Source organism: Acinetobacter tandoii DSM 14970 = CIP 107469, from assembly GCF_000400735.1.
Lineage (GTDB): Bacteria > Pseudomonadota > Gammaproteobacteria > Pseudomonadales > Moraxellaceae > Acinetobacter > Acinetobacter tandoii.
On sequence record NZ_KE007367.1, the window covers coordinates 251,203 to 275,026 of the forward strand.

Here is a 23,824-nt window from a genome sequence, read left to right on the forward strand (position 1 = left end):
TTGACCTTGGGAGCAGGTTTTTGCATCGCTTTAGAGCGAATAGAGGGTAATAGCAAAAATAAAAAAGAGGTTGACGGAAATGGTGGCAAACTAAAAGTTCAGAAGAGAGGGAGTGAAATACATGAATCCTTAAGACTAAGAAAAAATGTACCTTTTAGTTTAACCACACATTTCCAATCGGTTGCCATTTTAGACGAAATAAGTATTGACTCAGTAATTTTTATTATAAATGTAGATATAATATCTATAAATTTGAGTGATGGTTAATTTATTTTTTATGAATTTCAGTGATTTAGAGTTAATTTATTTCTTCTATAAATCAATGAACTAGAGTTTTTCTCTAATATAACCCTATTTTTTACTGTCATTACAGCATAATACTTCCGCAAAGATAATGCGGAAGTACTGAGCCATTAAAAGAATGAAAATATATTCAAAATATATCTAGTTATGATACCTAATAAATATAATCGGCTCATAAGACCACAAGAATGGCTCTTAATAAAGTGGTCTTACGATATATCCAATCAACTAGACTATGTTAGTTTCAAGCGCTTGATAATAGGGTGCAGTGGATCGTGCTAAAGGCTGCCGACCACGGATTTGATCTGCAATTTTTTCGGCCATCATAATGGTGGTTGCATTTAAGTTACCCGTGATAATCAGTGGCATAATCGATGCATCGACCACACGTAAACTTTGCATACCATGCACACGGCCTTGTCCATCGACTACAGCCATATCATCTTCACCCATTTTACAGCTACAAGAAGGATGGTATGCCGTTTCTGCATGATTACGCACAAACTCATCCAACTCAGCATCGGTTTGTACATCTTTGCCTGGGCTAATTTCTTCACCACGGTAAGGGTCTAATGCAGGCTGCTGCATGATGTGACGGGTAATTCGAATGGCATCCCGAAACTCTTGCCAGTCTTGTTCGGTCGACATGTAATTAAACAAGATACTTGGATGGTCGAAAGGATTCTTAGATGTTACTTGTACACGACCACGTGAAGGCGAACGCATTGAGCCTACATGCGCTTGGAAACCATGTTCTTTGACTGCATTGCTGCCATTATAGTTAATCGCCACAGGTAAGAAATGGTATTGAATATTCGGCCAAGCAAAGTCTTTGGATGATCGAATAAAGCCGCCAGCTTCAAACTGATTGCTTGCCCCGATTCCTGTCCCATTAAATAGCCACTCTGCGCCAATGGCAGGTTGGTTGTACCATTTTAAAGCGGGGTAGAGAGAAACAGGTTGCTTGCACTTGTATTGTAAATACATCTCTAAATGGTCTTGCAGGTTTTCACCCACGCCTGGTAAGTCATGTACGACTGGAATATCCAGTGATTGAAGCAAAGTGCTTGCACCGACTCCTGAACGTTGCAAAATCTGCGGTGATGCAATTGCTCCTGCACACAGGAGGACTTCTTTATTGGCATAGACTTGGTGCAGATTGTTTAAATTTGCCCCTTGAATATATTCAACACCAATCGCTTGCTTGCCATTAAATAAAATTCGATTGGTCATGGCATGAGTGATGATGCTTAGGTTTGCTCGATCTTTTGCCATGTCTAAATAGCCACGTGCGGTGCTTGAGCGACGACCTTTCGGGGTTACGGTTCGATCCATTGGGCCGAAACCTTCTTGTTGATAACCATTTAGGTCTTCCGTTCGTGGATATCCTGCTTGTACACCCGCTTCAATCATGGCTTGGAATAAAACATTGTTGTCTACTTTAGGGGTAGCAACAGAAACAGGCCCAGCATCACCATGATAGTCATTGCCACCGATGTCACGTGTTTCCGCTTTTTTGTAGTAAGGCAGACAGTCGGCGTAGCTCCAATTTTCAAGGCCTTTCAAGCTAGCCCATTGTTCTAAGTCCATGGCATTACCACGGATATAGCACATGCCATTAATTAGGGATGAACCACCTAAGCCTTTGCCACGACCACATTCCATGCGGCGGTTATTCATATTGCGTTCAGGATCGGTTAAATACGCCCAGTTATAACGACGCCCTTGTAAGGGATAGGCCAATGCAGCAGGCATCTGGGTGCGGAAGTCGAGGCGATAATCAGGGCCACCTGCTTCGAGTAAGAGCACAGAAACATCAGGGTCTTCGGTTAAACGAGCAGCCAGTACGTTACCCGCAGAACCTGCGCCAATAATAATATAATCGTAGTATTGAGAATGCATAATGATCCTTTTCTATGGCAGTACCACGTCCTAGCAGAACGTGGTCACCTGTTGAGTTGAGGATGAAATAAAGAGAGATTTGAGACGGCATTGAGTTGTTTAAAATTTAAGCATTAAAAAATACTTTGATAGTCACCCAGTTCAACTTGAACGGATTTGATACGGGTGTAGTGTTCAAGGGTGGTAATGCCATTTTCACGCCCAACACCTGACTGTTTATAACCCCCGACAGGCATTTCAGCAGGGGATTCACCCCAAGTATTGATCCAGCAAATACCAGCTTCAAGTTGATGAATGATGCGATGTGCTTGGGAAATATCTTGTGTAACCACACCCGCAGCTAAGCCAAAATTGGTGTTGTTGGCACGTTGAATCGCTTCCTCGATAGTGTCGTAGCTTAAAATACTCATGACAGGACCAAAGATTTCATCCTGTACAATTTGCATGTCGTCGTGACAGTCGGTGAAAACGGTCGGTAATACATATGCACCTTGTGCGAACGCTGTTTCGGTGGCACGTTGTCCACCAATCAATAAGGTTGCACCTTGTTGTTTACCCGACTCAATATAAGACAAGACTTTTTCCATATGCGGAAAGCTGACTAAAGGTCCAAAGTTGGTTTCAGCCTGCATAGGGTCACCTATACGGATACGTTTGACACGCTCAATCACAGCTTGTTCAAATGCAGATTTCAAATTTTCAGGGACAAAAACACGTGTCCCATTGGTACACACTTGGCCTGAACTAAAGAAGTTTGCCATCACTGCAATATCGGCTGCGCGGTCAAGGTTGGCATCGGCACAAATAATAAGAGGGGATTTACCGCCAAGTTCCATGGTGACTTCTTTGAGGCTAGAAGCAGCAGCACTCGCCATCACTTTTTTACCTGTCGCGACACCACCTGTGAATGAAATTTTTTGAATGTCGGGGTGTTCAGTCAACCATTGACCCACCTCAGCACCAAAACCTTGTACAACGTTGAAAACCCCAGCAGGTAAACCTGCTTCAGTATAAATCTCTGCTAGTTTTAAGGCTGTAAGGGGGGTGACTTCGCTGGGTTTAAAAATCATGGCATTTCCCGCAGCGAGGGCTGGAGCCGATTTCCACAGTGCAATTTGAATAGGATAATTCCAAGCGCCAATCCCAGCCACCACACCTAAAGGTTCACGACGTGTATAGAAAAAACTATTTTCGCGTAGAGGGACTTGTTCGCCTTGAATGGCGGTCGCCAATCCTGCGTAGTATTCTAAAACGTCTGCACCAGTGACAATGTCCACAGTAGAGGTTTCACTGAATGCTTTACCTGTATCGAGTGTTTCGAGACGCGCTAACTCATCATTACGTGCGCGTAAAATATCGACTGCTCGACGTAAAATACGGGCACGCTCGACTGCCGTCTTGGCAGCCCATTCACGTTGCCCTTGTACAGCACTGTGTACGGCTGCATCGACGTCGGCTTTAGAGGCTTGTTGAATGCTGGCAATGACCTGTCCTGTAGCAGGATTGATACTGTCAAAAGTTTGACCACTGGTGGCATTAAAATATTGTCCGTGAATATAAAGCTTATGAAGCTGTACATCATTCATTTTGTTGCTCCTGCCGTATCTGTTGAATTAAGCGAAGTTGCATATCCACATAGTCGTATGCAATAGAACGTGCCAAATCACGATCAAATGCTTGATGACCACTTAAACTTCCACGTAACCACAATCCATCAATCAGTGCTGCTAACCCTTTAGCGGCTTGGCTGGCCTGTGACTTTGGCATGAGTTGCAAAAAATGAAACTTCAAATTCGAATAAAGACGTTGGTCATTGATTCGTTGCAGACGACCTAAGTCGGGTAGGTGCATACTGGCAGACCAAAAATCCAACCAAACCCGCATGGCGGTGTTGTTGACCTGACTGATGTCAAAGTTGGCATCAATAATGGCTTTGAGCAAATATTCTGGACTCGGCTGTGCAACCTGTGCTTTATAACTCGCCGTGGTTTCAGCCAAAACTTTGAGCATTTGTCGCATACAGCTGTGAATGAGACCTTGTTTATCGCCAAAATAATGACTCACAATGCCCGTAGAAAGCTGTGCTTTTTTCGCAATTTGAGCAATAGTGGTGTTGGATAAGCCCACTTCATAAATGACTGCATAGGCAGCATTAATGATTTCTTCACGGCGCTCATGCTCAGGTTTTACTCTACGTTTATTCATGATAATCCAGAACAATTTGCCTTAAATTTAAAGGCGTTAGATTCAATAATTTACATGGAAATCATCATAGCATTTTTTTATGATACTTTTAATTGATTGAACGTTCAATCAATTAAAAGTACACTGTTGTTTAAATTCACAGCAAAAGTTGCTCATCTGACCGTTGTATATTTGGATAAATTTATATTTATCAGCTAGATATTTAACTTGAGTCACTTTGTTTTTGTTTTGTTTAAAATTTAAACGGATTACGGTTTTATACTTTTTTCGAGTTGAGAAAGCTCATATAGTCATGTTGAAGGGAGATCTACAAGATTCCAATCGGAATATCGATGAACAAGGGTGGGCTCACATTTTAAGCCTGTGTAGCCAATGCACCTCATAAATGATTTAGACCGTTATTCAGGTTTAAAGAAGATAGCGTTTTTATTGTTGATAAAAATACTGTCGTTTTCGTTAGTCGATTTTTAAGCTCTCGACTACGAGAAGTTTAAAAATTGGCTTTTGTCTTTTTTTATTTACTTTCTTGAGGATTGTATGGCAACAGATAATCCAAGAGCAGTTGATGATCAAACATTAGCGCCTAAAGACCGTTTAAATGGTGTGGTCTTTTATATTTCAGCTCTCATTATTTTAATTTTTTCTATTACCACCATTTTATTTAATGACTTTGCCAATCAAACCTTAAATATGGTTTTGGCGTGGGTGAGTTCAACCTTTAGCTGGTATTACTTACTCGCAGCGACCTTGTATATGGTGTTTGTGATTTTTATTGCCTGTTCACGTTATGGCGATATTAAACTCGGCCCCAAACATTCCAAGCCTGAATTTAGCCTTTTAAGTTGGTCTGCAATGCTGTTTTCAGCTGGCATCGGCATCGATTTGATGTTCTTCTCAGTGGCAGAACCTTTATCCCACTATATGCACCCACCTGTAGGTGAAGGGCAGACCTTTGAAGCGGCCCGTCAAGGTATGGTCTGGACTTTGTTTCATTACGGCTTAACTGGCTGGTGTATGTATGCCTTAATTGGCATGGCATTGGGCTATTTTAGTTATCGTTATAATTTACCCCTCACTATTCGTTCAGCACTCTATCCAATCTTTGGCAAAAAGATTCATGGCCCAATTGGTCACAGTGTCGATACCGCTGCGGTGATCGGGACGATTTTTGGTATTGCCACGACCTGTGGGATTGGGGTGGTACAGTTGAACTATGGTTTGCATGTGCTGTTCGATTTACCCGAAAACCTCTGGATGCAAGCTGCCTTAATTGGAGTTGCGGTTGTGATGACGATTATCTCTGTCACATCAGGGGTAAATAAAGGACTACGTGTTCTCTCCGAGATCAATATTTATGTTTCTGTCGGTTTGATGCTGTTTATTTTGTTTTTAGGTAATACTGAATTTCTACTGAATGCTTTTGTACAAAATATTGGGGACTATATTAATCGCTTTCCAAGCATGACCTTGGAAAGCTTTGCCTTTCAACAACCGAAAGAATGGATGAACAGTTGGACTTTGTTCTTTTGGGCATGGTGGGTGGCGTGGTCGCCCTTTGTAGGTTTGTTTTTAGCACGTATTTCGCGTGGACGAACCATTCGTGAGTTTGTCAGTGGAACCCTGATTATTCCTTTATTTTTCACCCTCACGTGGTTATCAATATTTGGAAATAGTGCGCTACATAGTGTGATTTTTGATGGCAATTTAGCCCTTGCCCAGAGTGTGATTGCCAACCCAGCACACGGTTTTTATGACTTGCTGGCACAGTATCCGTGGTTTCCCTTTATTGTAGGGGTAGCTACCATTACTGGCTTGCTGTTTTATGTGACCTCAGCGGACTCAGGTGCACTGGTATTGGGTAATTTCACCACTCAATTTACCAATGTCGATCATGATGCACCACGCTGGTTAAGCGTGTTTTGGGCAGTGGCGATTGGTTTATTGACCCTTGCCATGTTGATGACTAATGGGATTACTGCGCTGCAAAATGCCACCATTATTATGGGGTTACCGTTTAGTTTTGTCATGTTCTTGGTGATGGCGGGTTTATACAAATCGTTAAGACTTGAAGATTATCGACAAGCCAGTAGTAGCTTAAATGCAGCACCTGTGGTAGGAAATGTTGACATTCTCAACTGGAAAAAGCGTTTGTCTCGGGTTATGCATCACCCTGGAACAACCGATACTCGGCGTATGCTTGATGACATTTGTCGACCCGCGGTGATGGCGGTTGCAGAGGAAATGCAAAAACGGGGTATCAACATCAGTGTTCAAGAGAGTGCGTTAGAAGAAGATCCAAATCTGTATCATTTAGATTTGATGATTCATTTGGAAGAAGAACAAAACTTTGTCTATCAAATTTGGCCTGTACGTTATATCGCACCGACCTTTAGTGAACGCGGCAAACTGGGTAAACGGTTTTATTACCGTCTCGAAACCTATTTGTATGAAGGTTCTCAAGGCAACGACCTTGTTGGTTATACCAAAGAGCAAGTGATTAATGATGTGCTAGATCGTTATGAACGCCATATGACCTTCTTACATATCAATCGAATTAGTCCGGGGAATCGTCCCTTATTTCCAGACCCTCAAGGATAATTAGGAGGAGCCATGTTGACCTCATATTTACATGCTTTCGCTTTGTTTTTCTCATTGCTCAATCCGTTCCTGATGAGCATTTACATGATAGGCATGATTCGTAACTCCGAAGCTAAAGTGTTTAATAAAGCCTTGATTCAGGGGTGCCTCATTGCTTTTGTGGTATTTGTCCTGTTTGCATGGGGTGGAGAAACGATTTTCAGCAAATATTTGAATGTACGTTTTGAGGCATTTAAAATTTTTGGTGGACTGATTTTCTTGGTGATTGGCTATCGCTATGTGTTTCAGGGGGCAGATACTATTGGCGAAATGCGTGGTGCACCTGAACATCTAGCAGGAACGATTGCCATGCCTTTTATGATTGGACCGGGGACTATTAGTGCGGCGGTGGTGACCGGTATATCCCTACCAATTGGCGGTGCAGCCATGATTATTTTTTTGACTTTGGCGTTGACCTGCGTGTTGATGATTTTAATGAAATTTGCGCATGATCATTTGCGCTATAAGCACGCCAAATACATTGACCGTTATGTCGACATCGTTGGACGACTGTCTGCTTTATTGATTGGTACGATTGCGGTCGATATGATTATTAATGGTATTTTGGGTGTTATATCGGAAATGTAATAGGGTTCCAAATCAAAAACCGAATGTTAATCATTCGGTTTTTTATGCCAGAAAAATGATTGTAATTTAAAAATATAATTTGATTCTTGGATTAAGAAGCCAATCTTTCAATAATTTGATCGAGTTTTCTGTCAAGTTGCTTACGATAAACATTAGGCAACAAGGATGAAATTTTTGTTAGGATACGAGTCTGTACACTAGGAATAATCATAAATTTATTTGAAAGAATACCTTGATAAATTTCTTTACATGCAGTGTGAACAGACATACTTCCCCCTAATTGTTTTAATGCAGCTGTAATAGGTGAGCCGTTCTTGTGTTCTTCAGTCACAAGCGGCGTGTCTACTTCTGGTGGACAAACCACCGCTACATCAATTTTTTGGTTGCGTAATTCCATACGAAGGACTTCAGCTAAACCAACCACACCAAATTTAGATGCACAATAACCAGCATAGCCATAGCAACCAACCAAACCAGCAGCAGAGGCAATAAACACAATCTTCGGGCGTTTACCTTGCTGAACTTTTTGTTTTAAATGCGGTAAAGCAGCATGAGCGACATTACGACTGCCAACGAGGTTAATCTGAATTTGGCGTTCAAACTCTTGCGAAGTCATATCATCGAAACTCTTTGCAATGCTGATTCCTGCTGAGTTAATTAGAAGATCAGGTGTTCCAAATGTAGCACTTGCTTGCGCAAATTGTTCGTTCAAGCTGCTTTCATTCTGCACATCGACTTCAAATCCATTAACTGTTGATGAAATCTCGCTAAGTTCTTTAACTGCTTGCTGAATGCCTACATGCGCAAAAATACAGACTTGGTATTGGTCTTTGAGTAAACGTTTAGTGAGCTCCAAACCAATACCACTACTGCCACCAGTAACCCATGCTGTTTTAGATATCTTTTTTTTCATTACACTATCCTTAGAAATATTCTATTTAATGAGGAAACCTAACTTTTTCTTTATGTTTTATACGTAACTATAGGACTTTAATTGAAATCGAATTTTTAGTCATTGAAGAATAGATGAATGTGCAAAATTGACATTATTCAGTACATGGCGCTATGTAGAGATAACTCTTGGGTTATGAAATATATTTCTGTTTGAGATTTTGCCAATAAAATGGCTGTATGCATGTTGGGAAAATTGATGCTAGTTCTTTAATTTTCCAAGGCTAATTTAGTAAGAGACGAGTAGATGTTGGTTGAATGTATAGAATGGCTTCTAGCGTAATCCAATAGAAATTAGCTGTAAGATGTAGATTTTAAGCTTAAGAATTAAAAATGAAATTCCGTTTTATGATCTTCACTTAACCTGAAAGATCTGCTGGCTACCGATTTAGCAAAATAGCCAGCAGGTTTTGTATTATGCAAGTGCACTATTGAGTAGAACATCACTAAACTTTGCGCGTAGTTCTGCTTTTACGATTTTACCTGTACCATTTATCGGAAGTGCGTCAACAAAAATTACAGCATCAGGAATTTGCCAATGAGCAATCTTGTTTTCAAAATATGCACGTACATCGTCTTCGGTTAATGCTGAGTTTTCTTGTTTTACTGCAATTAGAACTGGACGTTCATCCCATTTTGGATGACGCGCAGCAATCGCGGCAGCCATCCGAATTTCTGGATGACCAACAGCAATATTTTCGATTTCTACAGAGGATATCCATTCACCACCAGATTTAATTAAATCTTTAGCACGGTCACAAATGGTCATGTAACCATCCGCATCAAGGGTTGCAATGTCACCTGTATCGAACCAACCATCGGAGGTGAGTACACTTTTTTCTTGATTAAAGTAATTTTCAACAATCCATGGACCTCGAATTTGTAAATTACCCTGAGTATGACCATCATTTGGCAATGCTGTTATGCTGTCGCCGTTCACAATACGTAACTCAACACCAAATGGTGGACGACCCTGAGTTAAACGTAGTTTTTCAAACTCGTCTTCATTTAAAGCTAAATGTTTTGCTTTGGGTTGATTCGCTGTACCTAAAGGACTCGTTTCTGACATTCCCCAAGCATGAATGGTGTCACAAGCATAGTTGTTTTTGAAATCACGGATAATTGAAGGAGGGCATGCCGCACCTCCGACAACGTTACGAGTCATACTTGCTAAGCTCGTTCCACGTTTTTTCGCAGCAGTGAGTAGACCTTGCCAAATTGTTGGAACGCCTAAAGCTACTGTAACGTTATATTCATCAATTAAGCTTACTAGGCTATCACCATCTAAATTCGGCCCAGGAAGCACAATGGTACAACCGACCATTGCAGCAGCATAAGGGATACCCCATGCATTGACATGGAACATTGGAACCACGGGCATTACAATATCCTTGGCCGATAAATTTAACGAATCTGGCAGGCTAATTGCCATGGTATGTAATAATGTAGAACGGTGACTATACAAAACACCTTTTGGGTTACCTGTTGTACCTGAGGTGTAGCACAAAGAACTTGGAGTTTCTTCGCTAAATTGTGGCCAGTTCCATTCAGTTGATTGGTTCTGAATGAGCTCATCATAAAAAATTACGTTTGGAAGAGCAGTTAAGACCTTTTCCTCACGAGAGCCGTAGCAAATAAAGTGTTCAACCGTTGGCACTTTATCTTGAATTGCTACAATTAAAGGTAAAAATGTCGAATCAAAGAAAATAGCTTTATCTTGTGCATCATTAATAATAAAGACCAATTGCTCAGGAAATAATCGAGGGTTAATGGTATGGCAAACATAACCACTCCCTGAAATAGCATACCAAGATTCTAAGTGACGGTGGTTGTTCCACGCGATTGTTGCAAGACGATCCCCCATTTTTAGATTAAAAGTTGTTAAAGCATTTGCTAATCTTTTTGCATTTTGTTGAACTTTTGACCAATTTGTTGTAGTGATTTGACCGTTCAATTCGCGGGAAATAATAGACGTATCTGCATGATATTTTGCAGCATGTTCAATCAGGTTACTAATCAATAAAGATTGATGCATCATTTTTCCAAACATTTTTTATTCATCCTTGTTCGCTATTTTAATTAATAATAAGAACCCTTAGCAGGCGCTAAAGATTCTTATGAACTTATTTTTGAATGAAGTCAACAGCGCAGCTTAGACCCATATAATCATGTGGCTTTTGAATTGCTTATAGGAAATGTTGTTCGTATTTAAATGATCCATATAAGCGAGTATCAGGTCACATTATTGGTGGGTGTAATAAAAAAATACATTGAAAACCATTTAAAAAAATGACTATGCATCCATTTTTAATTTGTATCTAGAACCCATGAGTGATGAAAAAAGCATGGATTCTATCTTGTATGTATTTAAGGTTTATACAGTCCAAGTTGGACGAGATGCAAACGAAGAATACGTCTTAACTCTAACACGGCCTCAGGTGTTTCTTGGATTGAATGACCACCTTGAATAATTTTTTCAGAGACAGCGCCTTCTAGGTGAGCACTTTTATAAGGTACGATGCCATCGGTAATGAGGTTTGGATCATCACTTTTGGTGTCATTTCCCATAATCGAATGAAATAACAATCCCTTACGCGGCGTAATATCCGATGTGATCGCCATAAACTTAGATTTATGACTTAAGTCACTTGGACCATTTTGAATGAGCCCTTGGTCAATTTGTTTGACTAAATCTGAGAAATCTAAATCTTGGCTTTGTAGCGTGTCACCCACCGCAGTTAAAAAAGCACCCGGAAGTTTAATAATTTTACGTGCAGCACGAGTAAACCAAAGGTCAGCATAAGCCGTACCATGGTGTGGAGCCGAAATAAAGATTGCACGGCTAAAATTAGGAATATCTTGTATTTGCATACGCTGTGCAACAATAGGGACATTTTTATATTTACTTAGTTGTCGGTTGCTCATCATCGACAGTGCTTTTTTAGTGACATCAGCTTCACTGACCAAGAGGCGGGAAATAATTCCGCCCATACTATGTCCAATCAGGACAGCATCATTTTTTGCCGAAGCACTTGCATTGACTTGTGCAAAACTTTGTTTAAGAAGTGCGTAAATTTGCAAGCGACTTTCTATAATCGGCATATTGGTCGAATAGAACACTTGCCACACTTGGTAATTTTCTCTTAAGACTTTATCACCCATAATGTCGTTGGTTAGACGAACCCAAGCTTCAGGACTACTGGCTAAACCATGAACCAAAACAATTACTTTTTTATTTGGATTGTAAGGTTCTAGCATATATAAATGGGGCATGGTTAAACGGTTATCGCGGTCAATCAGAGTGAGATAAGCAGCTTTACCCAAGTTATTTTGAGCTAACCATAAACCGTATGGCGTCGAGAAGTTAGCGGCTAAAGGGTATTTATGTCCTGCAAGCTGAATAGATTCATATTTATACGGATCGTAGGCCCGAATCACAAATTCAGGTTTGGTTAAAATATCATTGACTGAGGTAGCTGCTTTAGGTTCAGCGGTAAATGTTGCTGCCAAGTAGCGCGCTTTATGAATATTTGGATTAACTCCACTTTCATAAGAAAAATGCAAAGGATCAAGAATGTATTGATTAGACTCTTTTTGCTGAGCATTGGAATCTGGTAGGACCACCACAAATTCAGAGCCAAAACCATCACGACGGTTAATCGAACGTAAACCTGAGAAATTAAGATTATAACTCGACATGAGTTGTTCAATTTTCTGATCTTTCAATAAGGGATAATTACTGAAATCAATATGATAAACACTTTGACCAATTTTAATCTGACGTTGAACTTCTTTTTCAGGGTAACGAAGGCTATAAGCGTTAGAAAGTTTTGCAATGGCTAAGTTATAGAAATCACGTATTTGTACTTGTCGGTTATCAAAAATTCGATCTTCGGGGCCACGTTGGGTTTTGAACATGTAGGCATAGCTGTAGCGAATACTTTTATCCAGCATGTCTAATTCTTGTTCTAGACATTGATTATAAATTTCTTGCTGAATTTTTTGCTTTTCTTCAGATTTACGGCTGGTTAGTAATCCAATTTTACAGTCTGAAGAACCTTCTAATGCGAGCGCCCGTGCTAGGTATAGTTCACTGGCCGCAGAATATAATTGCTCGTCTTGAATTTGTGGAATTTGCTGTAATTCCTGAACGCATTGAGTGGGATTGGTTGTGCAAATTTTAGCTTCTCGCCCTGTCATGGATAAAACATTCAGGCTTGCTTCACTTAGCTTATCACGTGTCAGAATACTTTCACGTTCATTGGCAATGGTGACTTTGACAGCCTGATTTTTGACAGTAACAACTTGGCAACCCGAAAGTAGAGTAGTGCCTAGTATGGAGAGCAGGACAATATGGCTAAAGTTCTTTGGCATAGGCAGATCTTAAATTTCATTTTGTTTATTTTTTTTAATCATACGATAATTATTAGCTTTTTCAATGCACAGAAAAAAATAGACCGTACTGGACGGTCTATTTGATGCAGTGAATGAGGCTAAGATGCTTTAGGGGTAGTGTTTAATACTTGCCAAACATTCCAACGCCCTTGTGTTTCAATTTCGTTAATTAAGCGATCTGCAACAGCAGCTTCTTGCGGATATTTGAGTTTGTAGTTTTTCAGAATTTGAATAGCGCTTTTCTTTTGTTCCATGGCAATGTAGTTATTGGCAGCAGACAAATAAGCTTCCTGAACACCAGCTTTCATGGCTTTGTCTAAGTAAGGGATGGCTTCACGTTGACCACCACCTTCAGATAAACCAAAACCAAACCAGAAGTTTGCTTCTGGGTCATCTTGATTGATCTTCAAGATGCGCTGTGCATAAGTTAAAGATTTAGTTGTATACACAGAACCTAAATCAAGATTACGTGCCATCACGCTGGCTTTAAATGCACGCACTAAAATGTCAAAAGAGGCATCATCACGCGAAGCAAGCGTATCTAACTCTTGGGTCACTTGTTTTAATTTTGCTTCGAAGCCTTTACGTTCTTTGCGCTCAGAAAAACGTGGTGGGTAGTGACGTGCTTTGCCTTCAACTAACTGTAAAAAGTCATCAATATCTGTGATATCAATTTCGTTTTCACCTGCTAAAACGGCATATTTCATCGTACGTTGGTTGTTATTCACCGTAGGAATGATCAAGCGATTTGTTTCTAAGGTAATTTTTTCATTTGGTTTAGCTGAATTCGTCACTACCATTTTCGTTACTGGCTGAGCAGCGGCTTGCTTCAATGCCAATTCAAATGGAGGCGGTGCTGCATAGTCAAATGGATTTAGGGCGTAGAATGGGGGAGTGATATCTGGTTCCGTGAAAATAATCGGTTCTTTAGAGTTTTTATCTTTGCTTGGGGTTATGCTACACGCCGTCAGAAATGATGCAGCAACTAATGCGAGTGCCAGAGGCTTTAAGGTCATAGTATTCATCCATTCTTTCTTTTAAATGTAATAAAAAAATTGCATGTCCGTCAGTCTAAGAAAACTAAGGCGAACATGCAATATAGGGCGTGTTACAGTTGGTTCTTAATTATGTTGTTATGGCTTTGATTGGCTACTTTGTGCTTCACATTCACGACGTACATCTTCAATAATTTTTAACTCTTCTTCACTGTAGGGTTGTTCATTTAATTGCTGCTTTTTAAACGTTGGATCAAGCAGAGATAAACGTTGGCAAAGCGTGTTCATACGTTTTTCATTATTTTGAATACGATCTAATAAAATACGCATACCTTCAAGCATAGGGTCTGATTGGTCTTGTGTTGCAGCATAGGCTTGGAATCCAATACTTTCGGCATAATCACGGCGACGTGCTTCATCTTGATCTTTTGGAATGTCTTTACTGATGTAGCGTGCAGGGTTGCCTACCGCCGTCGTACCAGCAGGTACAGCTTTGGTGACCACCGCGTTTGACCCAACTTTTGCACCTTTGCCTACGGTAAATGGTCCTAAAATTTTTGCACCCGCGCCAATAATTACCCCATCTTCTAGGGTAGGATGGCGTTTGCCTTTATTCCAAGTAGTACCGCCTAGCGTCACCCCATGATAGAGGGTAACATCATCACCAATCTCGGCAGTTTCGCCAATAACTACACCCATGCCATGATCGATAAAAAAACGGCGGCCAATTTTTGCACCTGGGTGAATTTCAATACCTGTCGCAAAACGGCTAAATGAAGACAGAAGTCGAGCTGAGCCTTTACAGTCTTTTTTCCACAGTTCATGTGCCATACGGTGCATGATTAAGGCATGAATGCCTGGGTAAGTGGTTAAAACTTCTAAAGTGTTTCGTGCGGCTGGATCGCGCGCGAAGACAGCTTGTATATCCTCTTTGAGCTGTTTAAGCATCAGACGGATCCTCTTTGTCTTTGGTTTTTGGTATAGATGGTTTCCAAGTGCCTTTATTCAAGGCTTGTACACGGCTGAAAATGCCACGTAATAAATGGTATTCCATTTTATCTAATTGTATACGCCCAAATAAGCGACGCAAGCGTAAAGGGAGTAATCTTGGGTTGTTTGGATCTAAAAATTCAATATCTTCAAGCATTTTCTCTAAATGAGGGTAAAATTGTTGCATCTGATCATGCGTGACTAATGGCTCGTCCCAATGCATTTGAGCGGTATCGGTAACGGGCATAGTTGCTTCAAGATCTTCAGTTTTTTCTACATGAGCCAGTGCTGCTATACGCATTTCGTAACAAATGACTTGAATGGCTTGTGCAACATTCAACACACCATAATCCGTATTGACTGGAATCGTGACATGATAGTTGGCTAAAGCCAGTTCTTCATTGGTTAAGCCACGGTCTTCACGACCAAACACTACCGCAATATTTTGCTGTTGAGAGACTACAGCTTTGAGAGACATTTCTGCTGCAGGACGTGCATCAAGCAAAGGCCAAGGAATTGTTCGGCTACGTGCACTTGTACCAAATACAATATGACAGTCCTGAATAGCTTGTTCTAAAGTTTCTACAATTTTAATATGCGGAATAAGGTCTACAGCACCTGCTGCCAATGCTTCAATGTCTGGATGCGGATAGGTTTTTGGGGCAACCAAGACCAACTGGCTAAGTCCCATCGTTTTCATGGCCCGCAATGCACTTCCAATATTGGCAGGTAGAGTGGTATTCACCATGACAATACGGACATGGGAAAGATGTGCTGCAACCGCAGTATTGTCGAATTGATTCATTACATTTCCAATTTTGTTAAATCACTGAATGTGTTTAATCGTTATGAATATTGATTAACATCAGCTTGATATAAATCCATTGCCTCATCCATGCTTAAATCGGCAGGTGGAGGAGGGACTTGCGCAGGTCTGGCTTGTTCGTAATTGACGGCTTTGGCAGCTTTCGACTTGACCTGATATTCAATATAGATGGCTTCTTTACCAAAATAATCGCGCAATTTACTTAAAAGTTCATCTAATGGCGCAACTTTCCATTGCATACCAAAATGTAATTCCGCAGAGGCGTAAGCATAATCAAGTTGCAATAACACAGGAATATGATTGCACAGATCGACATTGCAATAAGGCAATAAGATTTTCTGTAAATCTTGGCTTAAGGTTTTGCTCAGATGATCTGCTTGTAACTTAATTTGAATACTATTGGCACGTTTTTGGCGAATTTCGTTCAGACTAAAGGCTTTGGTTAAGCGTCCCATTGGACGGTCAAAACCTTCGCGCTCATAAATTTCACCTTCAATGACCACCACGCGTTCATTGACAATAATGTCTTTAAAGCGCTGGAAGCGTTCATGATTGGCAGACACTTCAATTCGTGATGTACCATCATCAAGGGTAATCATGACACGGTTCGGGAAGTTGGCAACATCAACCACTAAACCTGCAAAAACGGTGGTTACACCACGACGTGTTGGTGTCAGTTCATTAATTTTGGCAGGAATGAAGGATTTTAACTCAGGACGATACACATCAATCGGGTGTCCTGTTAAATACAAGCCGAGCGTGTCTTTTTCACCTTTAAGGCGGACTTCATCTGACCAAGGCTTCACAGGTTTGGCAGGTTTACGTTGAACTTCTTCAACTTCACCAAATAAATCCATAATACCCGTTTCACGGTTGCTACGTGCTTGTTCTGCGGCTTGGACAGCCTCTGGCAACTGTGCCATTAAGCTTGAACGTTCTATGCCTAAGCAGTCTAAAGCACCTGCACGAATCAGCGCTTCAAGGGTACGCTTGTTAATTTTCTTTAAATCAATTCGATGGCAGAAATCAAACAGGTCTTTATACGGACCGTCATGCAAGCGAGAGTCAATGACAGACTGCATGGCTTGTTCACCAACACCCTTAATTGCGCCTAAGCCATATACAATGGTTGTCTCATTGGTCGCATGGAAATGGTACAGTGACATATTAACCGAAGGTGGTAAAACTTCTAAACCATTGGTACGGCAGTCATCAATCAGGAATACCACGTTATCGGTATTCTGCATTTCCGAAGAGAGTACCGCAGACAAGAACTCAGCAGGGTAATGTGCTTTTAACCAAGCGGTTTGATAGGCAACCAAAGCATAGGCAGCAGCATGGGATTTGTTAAACCCATAGCCTGCGAACTTTTCCATATAGTCGAAAATATGGTTGGCCGTGGCTTCATCAATATCTTTTTTTGCTGCACCCTCAATAAAGATCTGGCGCTGTTTCACCATTTCTTCGGGTTTCTTTTTACCCATGGCACGACGCAATAAGTCCGCACCACCAAGTGTATAGCCAGCACAATACTGTGCAGCCTGCATCACCTGTTCTTGATAGACCATAATCCCGTAAGTCGGTTCGAGTACGCCCTCAAGTAAAGGATGTAAGTATTCAAACTCTCCACCATGCATACGATGAATAAAATCTGGAATCAGATCCATTGGACCAGGACGATACAAAGATACGAAGGCAATAATTTCCTCAAATTTGCTCGGACGCGCTTCTTTGAGCATTTTTTTCATGCCGACGGATTCAAACTGGAATACCGCTGTCGTATTGGCATTGGCAAAGACCAAGTAGGCATCTTTGTCGTCTAAAGGAATATTGGCAATATCCAGTGGTATCTCAGCAGGATAGTGCTTGTTAATATTTTGCACTGCATCTTCGATAACGGTTAAGTTACGCAAACCCAAGAAGTCGAATTTAACCAGTCCTGCCGCTTCGACATCGTCTTTATCGTATTGTGCAACACGACCTGTACCATCCGCATCACAAAGTACCGCAGAGAAGTCGGTAATTTTAGTTGGTGCAATCACTACACCGCCCGCATGCTTACCTGTATTTCGGGTAATACCTTCTAATTTAAGTGCCATTTCCCAAATTTCTGCGGCATCGTCATTGTCTGGGTTGGATGGATTGGTGACAATATCTTTCAGTTGCGGTTCGGCTTCAATCGACTCCTCTAAAGACAAACCTAGAGGTTTGGTTGGAATCATTTTAGAAATACGATCCGCTAAACCATAAGATTTACCCAAGACACGTGCCACATCACGGATGGCACCTTTTGCCGCCATGGTTCCGAAAGTTGCAATCTGAGAAACTGCATCTCGCCCATAGTTACGTGCCACATAGTCAATCACTTTATCTCGACCTGCAATACAGAAGTCGACGTCAAAGTCGGGCATAGATACACGTTCTGGGTTCAAGAAACGTTCGAAAAGCAAATCGTAACGAAGTGGGTCTAGGTCGGTAATTTTTAAGCTATATGCAACCAATGAACCTGCACCAGAACCACGACCAGGACCAACAGGTACACCGTTATTTTTTGACCATTGAATGAAGTCCATGACAATCAGGAAGTAGCCAGGGAATCCCATTGAGTTAATGATATTAATTTCGTAATTAATACGCTCATCATAAGGTTTACGGATTTCAGCCCAATCATCGCCACGCTGTTCTACTGGGTATAAGTGATTGAGGCGCTCTTCTAGACCTTCTTTGGACAAATGTTCAAAGAAAGTGTCAATGGTGTGACCTTCAGGAATTGGGTAGTCAGGCAGGAAGTATTTGCCTAATTGTAGTGTGACATTACAACGTCGGGCGATATGGAAACTGTTTTCAATGGCGGTCGGCACATCTGAAAACTGTTCAGTCATTTCAGCCGCAGTTTTAAAATATTGCTCAGGGCTATAGGGTTTAGGACGACGGTCATCCCCTAGAACATAACCATCTGCAATACAGACGCGGGCTTCATGTGCCTCAAAGTCTTCACGCGTAATAAAGTGCACATCGTTGTGTGCTACTACACCAATGTTATATTTTTTTGCCAGTTTAACGGCTTCTACAATGTAATCTTCTTCAAAGGGGCGATCAGTTCGAGTAAGCGCCAAATAAACACGGTTGCCAAATTTCTCGATCCACTGTTCAAGGAGTGGTTCGGCTTTTTGCGGATTCGATGAACACAGCATTTTGCCAACATCACTGTGCATACCCAATAATGCAATAATATCTTGATGTTGTTCTAGAACCCAGTCTTTCTGTACGCAGGGGATGTCGAGTTGTTGACCTTCAATATAACCACGGGAAACAATTTCAGTGAGTCCTCGCCAACCTTGATTGGTCATGGCCAATAAGGTCACACGATGTTCAGCATCATTGAGTCGAATGACTGAACCTAAAATTGGCTTGATGCCTTTAGATAAGCAAGAGCCATAGAATTTGACTGCTGCATGCAAGTTCGACAAATCTGTTAATGCTAAAGCGGGCATTTCATCATTTACGGCAGCTTTAATTAGATCAGGTATCCGAACGATAGATTCAGTGATAGAAAATTCGGTATGAATACCAAGATGAACAAAGTGCATAAATGAGTTCCTGCAAAAACCACTCAATAGTTTAGCATGCTCTGTGCTTATTCTGAGTTTAATTGAAATGAATTGGTTAAGTTTTAATAGCCTAAAGCTCAGAATCAGCTTGTTTTATTTTGTCGTACCTGAATTGATAATTCATTTCTTTGCTTGCTTAAAGAAATGAGCTGAAATGATTTGATAGGCTTTAACATGCAAGCGCTTGCTGAATCGAGAATTGTGCAAGTTTTCCATTTTTAAAACTGAAATTGAGATAGGCCGTATAAGGTGGGCTAAAATCTTCAGGATGTTTCATGAATTCTTTGACTTGCTCGACTTCTAAAATCAGGACTTGAGCATCTCCTTTGGGGTTCATACTTTGTGCACTGTGTTTAAAATCTTGTTTAAATTGCTGCAATGTATACTGCGGTGTAATTTGAGTGTTGTTCACAACTATTTTATCATTCATGTCTTTGCTGTTGTTCCAAGTTAACCACACGCGACCTTTGGTTTGCCCCAATTGCTTGAAATTAGATTTATCCTGATAAAATTGTTCATTTTTGATTTGAGGATTATCTTCTGCAAAAATTTCAAAGGTTAGGGCTTGATTAGAAGATGGATTCAGGCTGTATTCATAATTTCCTGTGCATTCTGAATAAGTTCTATGAGTTTTAGTACTTTCTGTTTTAACCAATTTGTTGATTTGATCTGCCGATACGGGAGCATTCAGTTCAATCTGATTCACTTTGATACTGGTGACATAATTATAAGAAATCGCATTTGCATGGCTGATAGTCGAAAGTACACAGAGACTCATTAATATCGTGTTTATTTTCATGGTTAAGTTTGAATTCATTTTGTTGTTATGCTGATTATATAAATTTTAGACCTGAAAAAAGCTCCCATTTCGGGAGCTTTAAAAGATTGGTTTTATCTTAAACGAGACAGCCAATCACCTAAGCTTTGTACCAACTGAACTAAAATCAGCAATACAATGACAGTGAGAATCACCACACTGGTGTCAAAACGTTGGTAACCATAAGAAATAGCAAGGTCACCAATACCGCCAGCACCTACAGCACCTGCCATTGCAGTGGCACCAATCAGGCTAATGGTGGCCGTGGTTAAATTTAAAATAAGCGAACTGCGTGCTTCAGGCACAATAAACTTGAAAATAATTTGCCAAGGACTCGCACCCATTGCTTGAGCAGATTCAATAATCCCTTCATTCACCTCTAAAAGTGAGGTTTCAATCAGACGACCAATATAAGGTCCTACATAAATGGTGAGGGGAACAATTGCAGCCCATGTACCAATAGAAGTCCCTACAAGCACTTTTGTGAGTGGAATTACCGCAATGAGTAAGATAATAAATGGCAATGAACGTAGGGCATTCACAACTGGATTGAGTAAGTGATACACGACACGATTTGGCAAAATACCATCTGGACGTGTTACCAATAAGGTAATGGCTTGAATAAAGCCCCAAATTGAACCAAATAGCATTGCAAAAAACACCATGTGGAAAGTTTCCTGCATGGCAGTGACAAATTGGTCAATGCTGAGTGAACTATGCCAGAAAGGTGCTGTGAGGTCTGTCAGCCATTGTACGATTAAATCTCTCATTCGCAGACTCCAGATTGTTCAACTTTTACGCCGTGTTGTTCAAAGAAGGCAATGGTGTCTTGAATGATGTTTGGATCGCCCAATAACTGAACAAACATTTGCCCAATGACAGAACCGTTAATTTCGGTCATGTTGGCAAATAAAATATTCAAACTGATATCAAATTGTTTAATTGCAGCTTGAACTACAGTTTCTTGCGCTGAAGTCCCTAAGAACTGCAAGCTATAAATACTATGCTGATTTTGATTCTCTAAATTATTAAGGATATTAATCGGCAATTGTTGCTGTAAAACAGTTTGAATGAAATTTTTGGTCGTTGGATGTTGCGGCTGACTGAAAATATCAAGGGTAGGACCTGTTTCAATCACTTTGCCTTGTTCCATTACAGCAACATAATCACAAACTGATTCAATCACATCCATTTCATGGGTGACCATAACAATGGTAATACCTTGTTCCTGATTGATCTTTTTTAGCAAGGCCAAAACGGACTTTGTGGTTTGTGGGTCAAGTGCAGAAGTTGCTTCATCGCAAAGTAAGATTTTTGGATGATTTGCCAATGCACGCGCAATACCGACGCGTTGCTTTTGACCACCAGAAAGTTCATCTGGATAAGCATCTTTTTTATGCTTCAGATCGATAAATTCGAGTAGTTCATTCAGGCGTTTTTCTCTTTCTGCTTTGGAAAAGCCTAAAAGCTTCAGTGGCATTTCAATATTGGCTGCAACCGTTTTGGTTTGCAGTAAATTGAAGTGCTGAAAAATCATACCGATATTTGCACGTTCTTGACGTAATGAACGTGCATCCAGTGCTGTAAAGTCGGTGCCACGAATAATGACCTGACCCTGCGTAGGACGTTCAAGCAAATTAATCAGACGGATTAAGGTACTTTTACCTGCACCACTATAGCCAATAATGCCAAAAATACTGCCATCTGGAATAGTCAGATTAATGTTATCCAGAGCACGTATGGTTTGACCTTTGAGCTCGTAGTGTTTTGAAATGTCTTTAAATTCAATCATAGCGTCAAAAACTGTACAAAATGAAAAAACAGGCAAAGTCACTTTGCCTGTTTTGTTTGCAGCATTATATTACTATTTGCTTTCGGTAAGATAGCTAACAGGTTTGTTTACATCAATTTTAGTTCCACCAAAGTGTTCTTGAACATATTGTTCTACAGCTTTAGTGTGGTAAAGCTCACCTACTTTCTTCAATACAGGGTCATCTTTACGTGATTCTGCTACCGCTAAAACGTTAACATTCATTTTAGTAGTTTGGTCAACTGGCTCGTAGTAAATCGCATCTTTCAATACATTTAAACCACCTTCCATAGCCAAGGTGTTGCCCAATACAATTGCATCTACTTCGTCTTTAACACGAACAGCCGTAGCCATTTGAATTGGTTTAATCACGATATTTTTGCTGTTCTCGACAACATCAGCAGGTGTACCTTTCACATCATCAAAACCAGCTTTTAATTTTACTAAGCCAGCAGATTGAAGCAATAATAATGCACGTGATTCATTTGCACCATCATTTGGAATAGCAATTGTTGCACCAGTTTTGAATTCATCAAGCTTTTTCACTTTGCTTGAATAAATACCCATAGGCTCAAGGTAAGTCGTAGAAACTGGTGCAATTTTATCTTTATTGTTGGCATTGAAGGCAACAAGGTAAGCGTAAGATTGGAATGCGTTAATGTCGATTTCTTTATTGGCTACAGCAGTGTTCATTGCCACGTAGTCAGTAAAGTTTTTCACTTCAAGCTTAATGCCTGCTTGTTTTGTTTCAGGAAGGGTTGCAATGAAACGCCAGATATCAGCGTCAGAGCCAGTAGAAGCCATGACTACAGTTTGTTCTGTAGTTGTTGCCGCATCGGTTTTGGTTTCAGTAGCAGGAGCTTCCTGTTTGCTGCAGGCACTGAGTGTTAACACAGATGCACTCAATAAAACGCTAAATAGCTTTTTCATGAATATTTCCTAGTACAGACATCATTCCATCGTTTCACATTATAAAGACATGCTAAATAAATATCTGATGCTCACAATGAATGAAGTTGTCTGATAAAAATTCGGTACTTTGCGATTTCTAGCTATATACCAAGCTAAAAGTTCGCTTCATCCCAACAAGACCAAAATAATTTCGTATTAAGCAATTCAAAATTTACACGTTATGATATTGAAATCACATCGTATTACTGTGGAAACAGCTTTTGAAGTCTTAAAAAGTTACGCTATGATAACAATAAAACTATATTCAATATAGTGAATAAGAATGCAATGTTTATCTGTTTAGTCGCAAAAGAAAATGCAGGTTTTAAATAAAATAACAATAAAAACAATATATTGTTTTAAATTAATCTGTTGAATTTGTTAATTATGCTGAAATATTATGCTTTATAAGATTTTATCCAATAGACATACGAAAAATGAATAATTGATGAAAATTGAAAGTATTTAATTGTTTTAATACTTTGAAACTATTATATTTTTTATGTATTGGAATTAAAGGTTGGAATATTTATGATGAGTCCGCGGGATTAGTTTATTTTATATATCAGACTAAAGTTGGATTCGTGGTGTTCAATTAAAGCCATGAATTGTTTGATTTAAGAAATCTAAAGCGATATTTCAGTTACATTTGTAAAAATTGGTTTTGAATGTCACCACGGGAGCTTAAAATCAAAGTTTCAAGTTCGTTATCAATTCCATGATTCTCTGAGCTAGATGTTAAAAAAGAGCTGAACATACTGAATGAAGCATGAATTTTTTGTTTGACTTACAGCCTTTCTAAATAATGATAAAATTAAAAAAACCCGCCAAATTAGCGGGTTT

The 23,824-nt window shown here is 40.1% G+C and carries 17 protein-coding genes; 3 read left to right on the top strand and 14 right to left on the bottom strand.

Features of this window, described 5'->3' with window-relative positions; genetic code table 11:
• The first annotated feature begins 6 nt into the window (after positions 1-6).
• The gene (locus tag I593_RS10545) at positions 7-267 is read left to right on the top strand and encodes a hypothetical protein (RefSeq protein ID WP_026440967.1); all 261 of its coding nucleotides are present in this window, start codon (positions 7-9) and stop codon (positions 265-267) included.
• A gap of 264 nt (positions 268-531) precedes the next feature.
• On the opposite strand, the gene betA is transcribed toward I593_RS10545, so the two are convergent.
• From betA to betI, 3 genes are all read right to left on the bottom strand, one after another.
• A complete protein-coding gene (betA, locus tag I593_RS10550; RefSeq protein WP_016167561.1) occupies positions 532-2,205 on the bottom strand; it encodes a choline dehydrogenase in 1,674 nt (557 codons plus the stop codon).
• A gap of 113 nt (positions 2,206-2,318) precedes the next feature.
• Positions 2,319-3,791 carry a betaine-aldehyde dehydrogenase gene (gene betB / locus I593_RS10555; RefSeq protein ID WP_016167562.1) on the bottom strand — a complete coding sequence of 491 codons (1,473 nt, stop codon included), beginning with the start codon at positions 3,789-3,791 and terminating at the stop codon, positions 2,319-2,321.
• Positions 3,784-4,410: a transcriptional regulator BetI gene (betI, locus tag I593_RS10560; RefSeq protein ID WP_016167563.1), complete on the bottom strand. Its 627-nt coding sequence runs from the start codon at positions 4,408-4,410 to the stop codon at positions 3,784-3,786. Before betI ends, betB begins: the two co-directional genes overlap by 8 nt.
• Before the next feature lie 537 nt (positions 4,411-4,947).
• On the opposite strand from betI, the gene I593_RS10565 reads away from it, so the two are divergent.
• Positions 4,948-7,008 carry a choline transporter gene (locus tag I593_RS10565; protein WP_016167564.1) on the top strand — a complete coding sequence of 687 codons (2,061 nt, stop codon included), beginning with the start codon at positions 4,948-4,950 and terminating at the stop codon, positions 7,006-7,008.
• 12 nt (positions 7,009-7,020) lie between these two features.
• The gene (locus I593_RS10570) at positions 7,021-7,635 is read left to right on the top strand and encodes a MarC family protein (RefSeq protein ID WP_016167565.1); all 615 of its coding nucleotides are present in this window, start codon (positions 7,021-7,023) and stop codon (positions 7,633-7,635) included.
• 91 nt (positions 7,636-7,726) lie between these two features.
• Here I593_RS10570 and I593_RS10575 read toward each other — a convergent pair whose 3' ends face one another.
• The 11 genes from I593_RS10575 to I593_RS10625 form a co-directional block, all read right to left on the bottom strand.
• Positions 7,727-8,548 carry an SDR family NAD(P)-dependent oxidoreductase gene (locus tag I593_RS10575; RefSeq protein ID WP_016167566.1) on the bottom strand — a complete coding sequence of 274 codons (822 nt, stop codon included), beginning with the start codon at positions 8,546-8,548 and terminating at the stop codon, positions 7,727-7,729.
• A gap of 453 nt (positions 8,549-9,001) precedes the next feature.
• Positions 9,002-10,636 (bottom strand): long-chain fatty acid--CoA ligase, encoded by a 1,635-nt coding sequence (locus I593_RS10580; RefSeq protein WP_016167567.1) that lies wholly within the window; start codon positions 10,634-10,636, stop codon positions 9,002-9,004.
• A gap of 317 nt (positions 10,637-10,953) precedes the next feature.
• The gene (locus I593_RS10585; protein ID WP_016167568.1) at positions 10,954-12,960 is read right to left on the bottom strand and encodes an esterase/lipase family protein; all 2,007 of its coding nucleotides are present in this window, start codon (positions 12,958-12,960) and stop codon (positions 10,954-10,956) included.
• A 119-nt stretch (positions 12,961-13,079) separates the two neighbouring features.
• The gene (locus I593_RS10590; protein WP_016167569.1) at positions 13,080-13,997 is read right to left on the bottom strand and encodes an ABUW_2363 family tetratricopeptide repeat lipoprotein; all 918 of its coding nucleotides are present in this window, start codon (positions 13,995-13,997) and stop codon (positions 13,080-13,082) included.
• Between the two features lie 117 nt (positions 13,998-14,114).
• A complete protein-coding gene (gene cysE / locus I593_RS10595; RefSeq protein ID WP_016167570.1) occupies positions 14,115-14,924 on the bottom strand; it encodes a serine O-acetyltransferase in 810 nt (269 codons plus the stop codon).
• Positions 14,917-15,771, bottom strand: a complete 855-nt coding sequence (locus tag I593_RS10600; RefSeq protein WP_016167571.1) for an RNA methyltransferase — start codon at positions 15,769-15,771, stop codon at positions 14,917-14,919. The genes cysE and I593_RS10600 overlap by 8 nt, the downstream gene beginning before the upstream one ends.
• Before the next feature lie 41 nt (positions 15,772-15,812).
• Complete coding sequence (gene dnaE / locus I593_RS10605; protein ID WP_016167572.1) at positions 15,813-19,382, bottom strand: DNA polymerase III subunit alpha; 3,570 nt, start codon at positions 19,380-19,382, stop codon at positions 15,813-15,815.
• 190 nt (positions 19,383-19,572) lie between these two features.
• Entirely contained in the window at positions 19,573-20,220 is a 648-nt protein-coding gene (locus I593_RS10610) for a hypothetical protein (RefSeq protein WP_228130579.1), read from the bottom strand.
• 74 nt (positions 20,221-20,294) lie between these two features.
• Complete coding sequence (locus I593_RS10615) at positions 20,295-20,990, bottom strand: methionine ABC transporter permease (RefSeq protein ID WP_016167574.1); 696 nt, start codon at positions 20,988-20,990, stop codon at positions 20,295-20,297.
• The gene (locus tag I593_RS10620) at positions 20,987-22,012 is read right to left on the bottom strand and encodes a methionine ABC transporter ATP-binding protein (protein WP_016167575.1); all 1,026 of its coding nucleotides are present in this window, start codon (positions 22,010-22,012) and stop codon (positions 20,987-20,989) included. Before I593_RS10620 ends, I593_RS10615 begins: the two co-directional genes overlap by 4 nt.
• A 72-nt stretch (positions 22,013-22,084) precedes the next feature.
• Entirely contained in the window at positions 22,085-22,960 is an 876-nt protein-coding gene (locus tag I593_RS10625) for a MetQ/NlpA family ABC transporter substrate-binding protein (protein WP_016167576.1), read from the bottom strand.
• Positions 22,961-23,824: the final 864 nt, after the last annotated feature.

What these genes read in the sequence shown, in the direction of transcription:
- I593_RS10615 (WP_016167574.1), bottom strand. Translation starts at nt 20,990, where the DNA reads ATGAGAGATTTAATCGTACAATGGCTGACAGACCTCACAGCACCTTTC.
- I593_RS10585 (WP_016167568.1), bottom strand. Translation starts at nt 12,960, where the DNA reads ATGCCAAAGAACTTTAGCCATATTGTCCTGCTCTCCATACTAGGCACT.
- dnaE (WP_016167572.1), bottom strand. Translation starts at nt 19,382, where the DNA reads ATGCACTTTGTTCATCTTGGTATTCATACCGAATTTTCTATCACTGAA.
- cysE (WP_016167570.1), bottom strand. Translation starts at nt 14,924, where the DNA reads ATGCTTAAACAGCTCAAAGAGGATATACAAGCTGTCTTCGCGCGCGAT.
- I593_RS10610 (WP_228130579.1), bottom strand. Translation starts at nt 20,220, where the DNA reads ATGAATTCAAACTTAACCATGAAAATAAACACGATATTAATGAGTCTC.
- I593_RS10565 (WP_016167564.1), top strand. Translation starts at nt 4,948, where the DNA reads ATGGCAACAGATAATCCAAGAGCAGTTGATGATCAAACATTAGCGCCT.
- I593_RS10575 (WP_016167566.1), bottom strand. Translation starts at nt 8,548, where the DNA reads ATGAAAAAAAAGATATCTAAAACAGCATGGGTTACTGGTGGCAGTAGT.
- betI (WP_016167563.1), bottom strand. Translation starts at nt 4,410, where the DNA reads ATGAATAAACGTAGAGTAAAACCTGAGCATGAGCGCCGTGAAGAAATC.
- I593_RS10620 (WP_016167575.1), bottom strand. Translation starts at nt 22,012, where the DNA reads ATGATTGAATTTAAAGACATTTCAAAACACTACGAGCTCAAAGGTCAA.
- betA (WP_016167561.1), bottom strand. Translation starts at nt 2,205, where the DNA reads ATGCATTCTCAATACTACGATTATATTATTATTGGCGCAGGTTCTGCG.
- I593_RS10625 (WP_016167576.1), bottom strand. Translation starts at nt 22,960, where the DNA reads ATGAAAAAGCTATTTAGCGTTTTATTGAGTGCATCTGTGTTAACACTC.
- I593_RS10580 (WP_016167567.1), bottom strand. Translation starts at nt 10,636, where the DNA reads ATGTTTGGAAAAATGATGCATCAATCTTTATTGATTAGTAACCTGATT.
- I593_RS10600 (WP_016167571.1), bottom strand. Translation starts at nt 15,771, where the DNA reads ATGAATCAATTCGACAATACTGCGGTTGCAGCACATCTTTCCCATGTC.
- betB (WP_016167562.1), bottom strand. Translation starts at nt 3,791, where the DNA reads ATGAATGATGTACAGCTTCATAAGCTTTATATTCACGGACAATATTTT.
- I593_RS10570 (WP_016167565.1), top strand. Translation starts at nt 7,021, where the DNA reads ATGTTGACCTCATATTTACATGCTTTCGCTTTGTTTTTCTCATTGCTC.
- I593_RS10590 (WP_016167569.1), bottom strand. Translation starts at nt 13,997, where the DNA reads ATGACCTTAAAGCCTCTGGCACTCGCATTAGTTGCTGCATCATTTCTG.